The organism is Kribbella sp. CA-293567, assembly GCF_027627575.1.
Lineage (GTDB): Bacteria > Actinomycetota > Actinomycetes > Propionibacteriales > Kribbellaceae > Kribbella.
Window position 1 is genome coordinate 5,388,641 of record NZ_CP114065.1, and the last position, 12,113, is coordinate 5,400,753.

Below are 12,113 nucleotides of genomic sequence, written 5' to 3' on the forward strand. Positions count from 1 at the left end.
TCCTTTATCCACAAGGCGAAAATAACAGTCGCAACGGGGCGAGGAACCGGATATGCAGCGTCAAAGCGGAGCGATGACTACAGCGAGCATCCCTGGCCCGACGTGCGCGCCGATGACAGCGCCGACCTCACGAAGCTCGATCTCCTCCGCCAGCGGGAGACGCTCGGCCAGCCCGTCGGCCAGTGTGTGCGCCTTGTCCAGATTGGCCAAGTGATGCACCGCGACCTGGACCGGCCCGTCCCCCGCGCGCTGAACAGCGATGTCCGCCAGCCGCGCGATCGCACGACTCGACGTACGGACTTTCTCCAGCGGAACGATCCGGCCGCCGCTGATGGTGAGCAGCGGCTTGACGGCGAGCGCAGTACCGAGGAGCGCCTGGGCTGCGCCGATCCGGCCGCCGCGTCGCAGGTATTCGAGGGTGTCCACGTAGAAGTACGACGAGACCGCCGCCATCCGCGCGCGAGCCGCCTTCTCCACGTCCGCCTGGCCGGCTCCCTGTGAGGCAGTGGCCGCGGCGGCGAGGACGGGGAAGCCCAGCCCCATCCCCAGCGAGCGCGAATCGACGACGCGCACCGGCACCGGTGACTCCTTGGCGCCGATCATGGCCGCCTCGAACGTCCCCGACATGTCCCCGGACAGGTGGATCGACACGATCGACTCGGCCCCGGCTGCGGCGCACTGGGCGTACGTGTCGGCGAACGACTGCGGGGCCGGTCGGCTGGTCGACACCGGGGTAAAGGTCTTGAGCGCCTCGGCGACCGCATCCGAACTGGTCACGCCGTCGTCGTACGCCGTCCCGCCGATCACCACCTGCAGCGGTACGACGGTCAGCGGGAGCCGGAGCACCTCGTGCGCCGACAGACCCGCGGTGGAGTCGGTGACGACGTGCACGCGGGCTGACATGCAGCGAGGTTACCGGACAGTTTTCGTCGGCGCCTGGTGTCAGACTCGGCGAATGAGAGAGACGAGGGAGGAAGTCGAGGAACTACAGCGGCTGCTCGAGGCGGCGTACGAGCGCTCCACGGAGCATCTGCAGACCATCATCACCGACGAGCGCCGGCTTACGGCGGCAGAGCTCGTGCAGGTCCTAACGGGGATGTGCACGCTCAATCTGGCGACCGTCACGGCCGGCGGCGAGCCGCGGATCAGTGCTGTCGACGGGCACTTCCTGCACGGCCGGTGGGTCTTCAGTACGTCGGGGCAAGCGGCCAAGGCTCGGCAACTCAAAGCCAGACCGGCAGCAAGCATCTCGTACGTCGATGGCGAGCGGCTCGGGATCTTCAGCCACGGGAAGGTGGAGTTCCTCTCCGCTGACCATCCTGACTTCGCCGAGATCGAGGCGCATCTGGTGGCCCACTACGGCAGCTCCCCGTCGACCTGGGGTGACGACATCGTCTACTGCCGGCTGCAACCGCACTGGATGGTCGGCTACGCCTTCGACAAAGCCGCAGTGCTCGGCAGCTAGGCAGCCGCAAGCGCCGCGGCGAGGTGGAGCGGCCATCCCCTGTGTGGCCCTCCACCTCGCCGATAGAGCTGACTCCCCCTCGGTGTCAGCTCATCTGGCTTGGTACCGGCTGCGCGGTGAGTCGTCCCCTGTTCGTCTCACCGCAGTTCCCCCCGGGGAGCCCCAGCGGTCGATCCACCGGCGGGTGACCAAACCTGCCGGCTTTCCCGTATCGACCGGACCGGCACTCGTCCCCTGTGTCGTGTGCCTGGTCGCTGCTGGGACCCCGCCCCGGGTCACGTGCCCTGACGGCGCACGGCCCCCGGTGTGAGGTAAGGCAACTTCGTACGAGCCAGCACTCCGGAGATCTCGACGGTCGTACGGCGCCCCCACCGTCCGAGCCTCGGATGCCCTCCGCGTCGCCTGCTCCGGAATCGAGATGCTCCCCGGCAGTGTGGTGGGCCATGCTCGGTTCGTCATGGTCACCGCCTCCTTCTCTGCCCGTTCGGTTCGAGTCCGGTCTCGGATCTCTGGTTCGTGGAAGTTGTCCCTACGGCTGTAATTCTTGGTCCGGAGGGTGGGGTGGGACGAGGCAGAAGTACCGGCAGTTCTCCGGCAGCTTCTGCTGGTCGGCGTCATGGGTGGGTCGGTTCGGCGTCTGGGCGCGGTGATGCGCCGCGGTTGGGTGACTGAGAGCTCAGAGCTGGCTGAGAGGAGGTCGAGGGTTGAGGGCAAACTCTCGGTGAGGTGGCACACCTCGTCCGACCGCTACAGCACGCCGAGCACGCGATACCGGGTACTAAGACAGCGCAGTCATCAACTCATCGGCCAGCTGCGTAGCAGCTTCTGCCGGGTTGGGATGCGGCCAGCCAGCAGCCGGCTTGGCGCTGCTGCACGACTCCTGAAGCACCGCCCACGCAGTAGGGAGCATCGGCGGATCCATGGTGTCCTGCCACGACAGCAGTTGGCCGCAGAGATGGTCGGCCTGCTCATGCTCACCGAGAGCGTGCAGGACAGCCACGGCCTCAGGCATGACGTCCAGCAGGTAGACAACCCGTCCCTCGACCAGCAACCGGCTCACCGCGTCCCGGATGGCCGAGCGCGCCTGCTCCAGATCCCCCGTACGCCGGGCCAGCCGGCTGCGGTAAAGCATCACCAGATAATCGAAATACCCGCGATGCCCACGGATATCGGCATCAGCCTCATCGATCAGCGTCTGCGCCAACTCGACCTGCCCAGCCGCAAACTCGACCATCGCGAAGCACCCGGCCACCTTGGTCCGCTCAGGATCGTCCGACGCCTGGCTCCCCCGCGCGAGCTCAGCCCATCGCCGGGCCTCCGACAGGTTTCCCAGCTCCAGCTCGACCCTGCTGAGCGCCATGTACGCCGTATCGTCCGGGTGCACCCCAGGAGTGGCCAGCGCCGCCTCCCACGCCAGCAACAGCTCCTTGGCCTCCGGCAGCCGCCCCCACCGAGCCAGGGCCAGCCCACAGATCGCCTGCACCGTCGCAGACCGCTGCACATCACCATGCGACCGCGCATCGGTCACCAGCGCCGGAATCTCCGCCAAGCTCTGTGTGTCGAGCAGCAGCGACCCCGACGACACCCAGCCGCCCCGAGCCATCAGCCCCATCTCGGACGAAGGCGAGATGAGCGTCCGCGCCTCCCCGTAGTACCGGCGAGCCGCCCGCACGTCACCTGTCAGGTTGGAGAGCCGCCCGGCGATGGCCAGCAACCTGCCGCTGACCTCCTTGTCCTGAACGTTGTCAGCACACAAGCTCGCCCACTGGATCCCACTCTCGGCGATGCTCGCCTGGTACTGCCACGCGATCCGGAAGCCGAGCACGATCGCGGCAGCCGTGTCCCAGTCTCCCAGCGCCGACGCCCGCTCGAGCGCAACCTCGAACGACGCCGAGTTCGCGTTGGCAGCCCGGTAACGCCGCTCTCGATCAGGGCTCGACCACGCGCCGTCCAGCCCCTCGACATACTTCGCGCACCAGGCGACAGTGCGGTCCTTGAACTCGACCAGATCATCGCCCTGCGAGGACAACCCCGCGTAGGCGTGCTCCCGGATCGTCTCCAGCATCTTGTACCGCGCGCCGTACAGCGCCTCGAACTCCATCACCGGCTGCAGTAGCGACTTGTCGACCAGCTCGGCCAACAGCATCGGTACATCCAGCGGGTCGATCGGCTCCCCCGTGCATACGCCCACCACAGCATCCAGCGTGAACGGCGACCCGAGCATCGAGGCCCGGTACAGCAGCTGCCGCGCAGGATCTGACAACGCGTCGACACTCCACGCGATGGTGTCGGCCAGCGTCCGCTGATGCGGAGCCCCGAACCGCCGCGGTCCCGAAAGCAGCCGGAACCGGTCATCCAAAGCCGCCAGGATCGTCTCCACCGACAGCGAGCCGGCTCGAGCGGCCGCGAGCTCCAACGCCAACGGCAAGCCGTCCAGCCGCTGGCAGAGCCGAGCCACCGTCGCCGCGTTGTCAGCGGTCAACGCGAAATCAGGCCGCACCCGAGCCGCCCGCCGGCAGAACATCTCCACCGCGGGAGAAGCGGCGATCTCCTCCAGATCCTTGTCATTGCCCGGTACGCCGAGCACCTGCACCCGCCGCACGACCTCGTCCGGCAGGCCGAGCGGGATCCGCGACGTCACCAGTACGCCGATGCCAGGGAAGCTGCGGACCATCCGGTTGGCCACCGTCGCCACCCCGTCGAGCACGTGCTCGGCGTTGTCCTCCACGATCACCAAATCGCCGGGCTTCCGTCCGGACAGCACGTCATCGAGATCCGATGTGCCGGGAGCCGTGCCGAAAGCATCAAGAATCGCCGACGGTACTGCGGCGTCGCGCTGCACCGTCGTGAGGTCGACGACCACCACCGCGGTGTCCACCGACGAGACTCGATCGGCAGCGGCCAGCGCGAGTTCGGTCTTGCCGACACCGCCCGGGCCCACCAGCGTGACGAGCCGGTTCTGCCGCAGCAGCTTCTCGATTTCCGCCAGCTCCACATCGCGACCGACGAGGCCGTCCGGGATCGGCCTGGTCCCTCGCCACCTCAGCCCGGTGGGCGCCGGGTCGGCCATCGCGATCACGGGCCGGACGGTCGCGTGACCGGCGGCGGCCAGGAAGCGTCCAGCGTCGCCGTCACGCAGCTTCAGGCCCACGGCCAGCAGCCGGACGGAGTCCTTGCGCGGACGGGCCACCCGGCCCGCTTCGAGCTCACGGATGGTCCTCACGCTGAGCCCGGCCCGATCGGCCAGTTCCTCCTGCGACAGTCCCGCCTGGACCCTCAGGTCAAGCAAGAGATCGGCAAAACCACGCCTTCCCTCAGCCCGGCCATCCGCGTCCGACAAAGCCCGTCACCCCTTCAGAGCCTCACAGTCCCCCCACAACATAGCGTGACAGGGGTGTCGGCCCCGTATGCACCCAGTGACCACACTCCGGGACACTGCCGGGACAAGCGATTGATTACGGGCGCTCAGGCACTGACGCGAACTGAACTTGTTTCATCCGCCACCGCATAAAGCGAAAGCACGCCGGACCATTCCTCGAGCCGCGCGCTGGTGTCGGCCCGGCCCGAATCGGCATTCAGCAGACTGCCGTCACAAATACCTCTGGTCGCGTGGACCAGGAGCTCGGTACCGACCGCGAGCCAGTGCGCGCGGAGGTTCTCCAGGGCCGCCATGCCGAATATTCAAGCCGAGACGTGTTTCGCGAACGTAACGCGTTCGGCAACATCGCGATAAGTCGCCGACAAAATCATAAACAATGGAATAAGCAGTCAGCCCGTCAACCAGGAAAGCCGGACCTGCCGTTGCGGGTTGTCCACATTGGTGTCCACCAGGCAGATCGACTGCCAGGTGCCGAGAGCGAGCCGGCCGCCGATCACCGGGATGGAAGCGTACGGCGGGATCAGCGCGGGCAGCACGTGATCGCGCCCGTGGCCCGGCGTACCGTGCCGGTGCTGCCAGCGGAAGTCCCGCGGCAGCAACTCCTCGAGGACGGCGAGCAGGTCGGTGTCGCTGCCCGCGCCGGTCTCCAGGATCGCGATGCCGGCGGTCGCGTGCGGGACGAACACGTGCAGCAGTCCGTCACCCTGGGCCTGGTGGGCCTGGGCGGTGACGAACTGCTCGCACTTGCTCGTCAGATCGAAGACGACCTCGCGGCCGCCGGTTCCGACGTCGATCAGCTCTGAACGCATGCCTGCAGCGTGTCAGGCGGGAACGATGTTGACCAGTTTCGGCGCGCGGACGATGACCTTGCGGGTACCCCGGCCGTCCAGCGCCTTCTGCACGGCCTCGGAGGCCAGCGCCAGCTGTTCCAGGTCGGCGTCGGAGATGTCGGGTGACACCTCCAGCCGGTCCTTCACCTTGCCGGCGATCTGGACGATGGCGATCACCGAGTCCTCGACCAGCAGCGCCGGATCGACCTTCGGCCAGCCGGCCTTGGCGACCGTGGGCTCGTGGCCCAGGTTCTCCCACATGTCCTCGGCCGTGTACGGCGCGACCAGGCTCAGCAGGATCGCCACCGTCTCGGCGGCCTCGCGGACCGCCGGGTCGGCCGCTCCCGGCCCCGAGTCGATCGCCTTGCGAGTGGCGTTCACCAGCTCCATCGTGCGGGCGATCATCACGTTGAACCGGTAGGACTCGATCAGCTCGGTCGCGTCGGCCACGGTCTTGTGGGTCAGCTTGCGCAGCGCCAGGTCACCGGTGGAGAAGTCGGCCCCGACCGGGGACTCTACCGACCCGCTCAGCCGCCAGGCGCGCTGCAGGAACTTCAGCGAACCACCCGGCGACATGTCGGCCCAGTCGATGTCGTCGTCCGGCGGACCGGCGAAGACCATCGTCAGCCGGACCGCGTCGACACCGAAGGCATCCAGCTGGTCGCCCAGGTTGACGCCGTTGCCCAGCGACTTGCTCATCGCCTTGCCCTCGTTGACCACCTGGCCCTGATTCAGCAGCCGGGTGAAGGGCTCCGTCGCCTCCAGCAGGCCCATGTCGTGCAGCGCCTTCACGAAGAACCGCGCGTACAGCAGGTGCAGGACGGCGTGCTCCTTGCCACCGACGTACTGGTACGTCGGCATCCAGCGGCGCGCGGCCTCGGGATCGAACGGTCCCTCGGTGTAGTCCGGCGAGATGTAGCGCAGGAAGTACCAGGAGGAGTCGACGAAGGTGTCCATCGTGTCGGTGTCCCGCTCAGCGGCGCCACCACACTTCGGGCAGGCCACCTCGACCCAGTCGCGCGCCGAGGCCAGCGGAGAGACGCCCTTGGGAGCCAGCTCCTCGCCCCGCAGGTCCGGCAGCTCGACCGGCAACTGGTCGTCCGGAACCGGTACTTCGCCGCACGCCGGGCAGTGGATCATCGGGATCGGCGCACCCCAGTAGCGCTGCCGGCTCAGCAGCCAGTCGCGCAGCCGGAAGTTGATCGTGCGCTCGCCCAGCCCCTTGCCCTCCAGCCAGTCGATCATCGTCGACTTGGCCTCGGCGACGCCCAGCCCGTCCAGGCTGACCTCGTCGTTGGAGCTGTTGATGGCCGGACCGTCGCCGGTGAACGCCTTGCCGTCGAAGCCCTCCTCAGGCTGGACGGTGCGCACGATCGGCAGGCCGAACTTCTCGGCGAACTCCCAGTCCCGCGAGTCCTGACCGGGCACGGCCATGATCGCGCCGGTGCCGTAGTCGGACAGCACGTAGTCGGCGGCCCAGACCTGGATCCGCTCGCCGGTCACCGGGTTGGTCGCGTAGGCACCCAGGAAGACACCGGTCTTCTCCCGGTCGGTGCTCAGCCGCTCGATCTCGGTCGACGCCTTGACGGCCTTCAGGTACTCGTCGAAAGCCTCCTGCTGGTCCGGCGTGACCAGGTCCGCGGCCAGCTTGGAGTCGGGAGCGACCACCAGGAAGGTGGCGCCGAACAGCGTGTCCGGCCGGGTGGTGAAGACCTTGATCGGCTCCTCGCGACCTTCGACCACGAAGCCGGTGAAGGCACCCTCGGAGCGGCCGATCCAGTTCCGCTGCTGCAGCAGGATCTCTTCGGGCCACTGCAGCTGGTCCATGTCGTCCAGCAGGCGCTGCGCGTACTCGGTGGTCTTGAAGTACCACTGGGTCAGCTCGCGCTTGGTCACCTCGAAGCCGCAGCGCTCACAGCGGCCTTGGACCACCTGCTCGTTGGCCAGCACGGTCTGGTCGTTCGGGCACCAGTTCACGTACGACGCCTTGCGGTAGGCCAGCCCGCGCTCGTAGAACCGCAGGAACAGCCACTGGGTCCACCGGTAGTAGTCCGGGTCGGAGGTGTGCAGCCGGCGCGACCAGTCGAAGCTCAGCGCGTACCGCCGGATGGACTCGGCCTGGGTCTCGATGTTGGCGTAGGTGTAGGTCGCCGGGTGCTCGTTGCGCTTGATCGCCGCGTTCTCGGCGGGCAGCCCGAAGGAGTCCCAGCCGATCGGGTTCAGCACGTCGTAGCCCTGCTGGAACCAGAAGCGCGACAGTACGTCGTGCAGCGCGAACACCTCGCCGTGCCCCATGTGCAGGTCGCCGGACGGGTAGGAGAACATCGTCAGCGCGTAGCGGCGCTCGGCCGAGCCGTCGTCCTTCGCCTTGAACGGGTCGAGCTTCTCCCAGACCGGCCGCCACTTGGCCTGCATGGCGTTGAAGTCGTAGCCGCCGCGGTCGATCGCGTCGTCCGCCTCGTGCTCCACCTGGTCGCTCACCGTCGTACTCCTGCGTTCTAGAGATGTCGTGGAAACCCTGCCAGAAACAAAAAAGCCCCTCGCACAGGAGGGGACGCCGTACTGGTCAGCGCTCAGAAGGCGCCAGTACGGCTATCTAAGGAGCAGGGTCACTCGCATACCGCCAGATTACCGCATCAACCGAACGACGTTCCCCCGGTACGCCGAAACTCGCCCGGCGTGCGGCCGTAGTGTCGCTTGAACGCGGTCGAGAACGGGCGCACGTCCGAGTAGCCGCATGCGTGAGCAATCTGGGTGATGCTGCGAGACGGCTCCAGCAGCAACTGTGCCGCCAGCTCCAGCCGCAGTCGGCGCAGTGTCGCCATCATCGACGAGCCGACCACCTGCCGGAACAGCCGCTCAGCATGGCGCTCTGACAGATGTACTGCGGCCGCAACCTCCCGCACTGTCACCGGTCGAGCCAGGTTGTCCAGCAGGTGCCGCTGCATCGCCTCCACAGCTACCGGCCCTCGGTCGCGCGCTATCGGCTCTACTGACAGGTCTGAGGGGAGCGCGAAGGCTCGGGCTGTCTCCAACACCAGAGCGGCCCCGAGAGCCGCCACCACTTCGCCGTACCCCGAACGCGGCTCCGCTGCCTCTCCAGCCAGAGCACCGACCACAGCAGCCAGCCCACCCAGCTCCCGCGAGACCACTGGTCCGTCAGAGCGCGTCAGCCCTGACCACCAGCCAGTACCGGACACCCCGGCGACCGGCCGGAACGTGAATCCCCAGAAGGCGATGCCCAGCGGCGCAGTACGGCTCGACTCGATCTCGTGCACGTCTCCCGGCCGGGCCAGGAACACATCCCCCGCCCGCACCTCGTACTCGGCCGGCCCGCAGTTGAACCGCCCCTCCCCCGAGTACGCCAGGCAGACCTCGTGGAAGGAGTGGCTGTGCCAGTAGTTCCGCCAGTACTCCGGCCGGTAGTGGCCCCAGCTCACGAAGTCGGCCCGGAACCCGCCGACCTCGCAGGACTCGACCATCCCCGCGAGATCGACGAACCGCTCGGCGCCCGCCAGGCTCGCCGGCGCCGGGACGCTCAAATACTGCTCCTGCCGGTGGGGTCGACGCCGCGCAGGATCATGCCCTGGCCGAGGGAGTGCTCGTGGGTGCGGACGGTCGGCGGGTCGGACGGGTCGCGGTACTGGACGAGCCAGGTGGTCCGGGGCTCGCTGCTCACGTTGACGCCGGAGCCGTGGACGGTGAGGTAGGTGAAGAACAGCACGTCGCCCGCCTCGGCCGGCTGCGGCACCGCGTCCTCGAACGGTACGTCGGGCAGGTGGAACGAGCCCTCCGGGTCGTGCTCGCGGGGCCCGGCGAGGTGGCTGCCCGGGATGACCCGCACGCAGCCCTTCTCCTCCGGTGCGTCGTCGAAGTGGAAGATCGCGGCGCCGACCCGGTGGTACTTGTGCGGGAAGAACGGATGATCCTGGTGCAGCGGGAACGGCGAACCGTTCTCCGGCGGTTTCACGAACAGCTTCGTGTGGTGCAGTTGGACGTTCTCCGTCCCCATCACCGCGGCGGCCACGTCGGTGAACCGCGGGTCCACCAGCAGCCTGGAAAAGGCCGCGTCGTAGAACTGCGCGTCGTGCAGGTGCTGCAGCCGGGTCCTGGCGTCCGACATCCCCATCGCGGACTGCCAGGTGGGGTCGTCGTCACGGTTCAGCCGGGCCAGCAGAGCATGACTCGTTTCCCGGTACGCCGCTGCTTCTGCCTTGCTGAGCAGGCCTTTCACCAGTACGAAACCCTGCTCGGCGTACTGCGCCGCGAGCGCCGGCAGCTCGGGCCGGTTCTGCGTGATCGTCATCTCGGACTCCTCTGATCGGGTACCTCCGAGCGTAGAAAGCTCGGCGCCCGAGCAGCAGGATCTGCCCGGACGCCGATGTTTCTCAAACGGACACGCGGCTCACTCGCCGGGCTCGGCCGCCACCACGATCGGGCGCAGCCGGGCCCACAGCACGAACAGCGCCGCGAAGACGAGCATCCCGACGCCGCCCCACAGGTTGATGTTGAGACCGTCGGACTTGGCCACCTCGGCCGGGTCCGCGATCAGGCCGAGGATGGTCAGCAGCACCCCGTAGATCCCGATCAGCAGCGCGATCACCACCCGGATGTCGAACGCGCCGGCCTTCTTCTTCTCTGCCATTTCGAGTCACTCCTTCCGGGTCAGGCGAAGACGATGTTGAGAACGACGACCATGGCCAGCGCGATCCCGGCCAGCACGGTCGGCTTGCGGTACCAGCCGTGGTCGCCCTCCTGGGCGGCCTCGGTCCGGTCCTCCTTCGGCGTCAGCGAGTAGACGAGGCCCTTGAGCTCCTCGTCCGGCTTCGGCCTGGTCATCATGCTCACCACGACGCTGACCAGGATGTCGACCACGAAGGCCGCGCCGGCGCCGACGAAGCTGGCGCCCTGACCGGGCAGGTCGATCACCCCCGTCTCGGCCAGGACGAAGACCAGGATCGCGGTCGACGTACCGCTGACCAGGCCGACCCAGCCTGCCGTCGCCGTCATCCGCTTCCAGAACATACCGAGGATGAAGGTGGCGAACAGCGGCGCGTTGAAGAACGAGAACAATTGCTGCAGGTAGTCCATCAGGTTGCTGTAGCCGGACGCGATGGCCGCCGTACCGATCGCGACGACGGTACCGCCGACGGTGACCCAGCGGCCGGTCCGCAGGTAGAACGCGTCGTCGCGGTCCTTGACGATGTACCGCTCGATCAGGTCGTAGGTGGTGACCGTGTTGAACGAGCTCAGGTTCGCCGCCATACCGGCCATGAAGGAGGCGAGCAGACCGGTGATCGCCAGCCCGAGCATGCCGTTCGGCAGCAGGTCGCGCATCAGCAGCAGCAACGCGTCGTTGTAGGTCACCGACCCGTTGCCGGTCTCCTTCAACTGCTGCAGTTCCGGCACCGCGACCGCGGCGATCATGCCGGGGATGATGACGATGAACGGGATGAACATCTTCGGGAACGAGCCGATGATCGGGGTCCGCCGGGCCGCCGACATGTTCTTGCTGGCCATCGCCCGCTGGACCTCGACGAAGTTCGTCGTCCAGTAGCCGAAGGAGAGCACGAAGCCGAGACCGAACACCAGGCCGATCACCGACAGGAAGCTGCTGTCGAAACCGCTCAGCTCGTTGCCGGGCCACGCGCTCAACTGCTCGGCGCCGCCCTTCGACGCGGTGACCTTGTCGACCAGCCCTTCCCAGCCACCGACCTTGTGCAGGCCGACGATGGTCAGCGGCAGCAGTGCCGCCACGATCACGAAGAACTGCAGCACCTCGTTGTAGATCGCGGCCGACAGCCCGCCGAGGGTGATGTAGCTGAGCACGATCACCGCGGCCAGCACGGTCGACAGCCAGATCGGCCAGCCGAGCAGCACGTTCACGATGGTGGCCAGCAGGAACAGGTTCACCCCGGCGATCAGCACCTGGGCGACGGCGAAGCTGATCGCGTTCACCAGGTGCGCGGGTTTGCCGAACCGGCGCAGCATGAACTCCGGCACGCTGCGCACCTTGGAGCCGTAGTAGAACGGCATCATCACGACGCCGAGGAAGAGCATCGCCGGGATCGCGCCGATCCAGAAGTAGTGCACGGTCGGCATCCCGTACTGCGCCCCGTTGGCCGACATGCCCATGATCTCGATCGCGCCGAGGTTGGCGGAGATGAAGGCCAGACCGGTGACCCAGGCCGGCAGTGACCGGCCGGAGAGGAAGAAGTCCAGGCTGTTGGAGACCGCGCGTTTGGCGAGGTAGCCGATGCCGAGGACGAAGGAGAAGTACAACGCGATGATGATGTAGTCGATCGCTGTGGCATCGAGCCGCAGAATCGAATCCTGCGCAATCACAAGCCGGTCCTCCGCATCGTCGTCATGACGCTAAGTGATGGTACCGGTGAGGAACGTTACTCTCCTCGCCTCTGCCCACCGCACCAGGCCGCGC

Annotated in this window: 10 protein-coding genes; 1 reads left to right on the plus strand and 9 read right to left on the minus strand. The window is 67.4% G+C overall.

Annotation, left to right across the window (positions count from 1 at the left end):
* Window positions 1–60: 60 nt before the first annotated feature.
* Complete coding sequence (locus OX958_RS24750) at window positions 61–903, minus strand: DegV family protein (RefSeq protein ID WP_270131779.1); 843 nt, start codon at window positions 901–903, stop codon at window positions 61–63.
* A 52-nt stretch (window positions 904–955) separates the two neighbouring features.
* Between OX958_RS24750 and OX958_RS24755 the strand changes: the two genes are divergently transcribed.
* On the plus strand, window positions 956–1,465 hold the full coding sequence (locus OX958_RS24755; protein ID WP_270131781.1) for a pyridoxamine 5'-phosphate oxidase family protein: 510 nt from the start codon (window positions 956–958) through the stop codon (window positions 1,463–1,465).
* A 778-nt stretch (window positions 1,466–2,243) separates the two neighbouring features.
* Here OX958_RS24755 and OX958_RS24760 read toward each other — a convergent pair.
* The 8 genes from OX958_RS24760 to OX958_RS24795 all read right to left on the minus strand — a co-directional run bounded on the left by OX958_RS24760 (window position 2,244) and on the right by OX958_RS24795 (window position 12,019).
* Complete coding sequence (locus OX958_RS24760) at window positions 2,244–4,754, minus strand: ATP-binding protein (protein ID WP_270131782.1); 2,511 nt, start codon at window positions 4,752–4,754, stop codon at window positions 2,244–2,246.
* Between the two features lie 176 nt (window positions 4,755–4,930).
* Window positions 4,931–5,137, minus strand: coding sequence for a hypothetical protein (locus OX958_RS24765; protein ID WP_270131784.1), 207 nt, complete (start codon window positions 5,135–5,137; stop codon window positions 4,931–4,933).
* A 96-nt stretch (window positions 5,138–5,233) separates the two neighbouring features.
* Window positions 5,234–5,653 carry a YjbQ family protein gene (locus tag OX958_RS24770; RefSeq protein WP_270131785.1) on the minus strand — a complete coding sequence of 140 codons (420 nt, stop codon included), beginning with the start codon at window positions 5,651–5,653 and terminating at the stop codon, window positions 5,234–5,236.
* Between the two features lie 12 nt (window positions 5,654–5,665).
* Window positions 5,666–8,089, minus strand: a complete 2,424-nt coding sequence (leuS, locus tag OX958_RS24775; RefSeq protein WP_270139139.1) for a leucine--tRNA ligase — start codon at window positions 8,087–8,089, stop codon at window positions 5,666–5,668.
* Window positions 8,090–8,310: 221 nt separating this feature from the next.
* Complete coding sequence (locus tag OX958_RS24780) at window positions 8,311–9,216, minus strand: helix-turn-helix domain-containing protein (protein WP_270131787.1); 906 nt, start codon at window positions 9,214–9,216, stop codon at window positions 8,311–8,313.
* The gene (locus OX958_RS24785; RefSeq protein ID WP_270131789.1) at window positions 9,213–9,980 is read right to left on the minus strand and encodes a phytanoyl-CoA dioxygenase family protein; all 768 of its coding nucleotides are present in this window, start codon (window positions 9,978–9,980) and stop codon (window positions 9,213–9,215) included. Before OX958_RS24785 ends, OX958_RS24780 begins: the two co-directional genes overlap by 4 nt.
* Window positions 9,981–10,079: 99 nt before the next feature.
* Complete coding sequence (locus OX958_RS24790) at window positions 10,080–10,319, minus strand: hypothetical protein (protein ID WP_270131790.1); 240 nt, start codon at window positions 10,317–10,319, stop codon at window positions 10,080–10,082.
* 20 nt (window positions 10,320–10,339) lie between these two features.
* The gene (locus OX958_RS24795; RefSeq protein ID WP_270131791.1) at window positions 10,340–12,019 is read right to left on the minus strand and encodes a sodium:solute symporter family protein; all 1,680 of its coding nucleotides are present in this window, start codon (window positions 12,017–12,019) and stop codon (window positions 10,340–10,342) included.
* Window positions 12,020–12,113 lie beyond the last annotated feature (94 nt).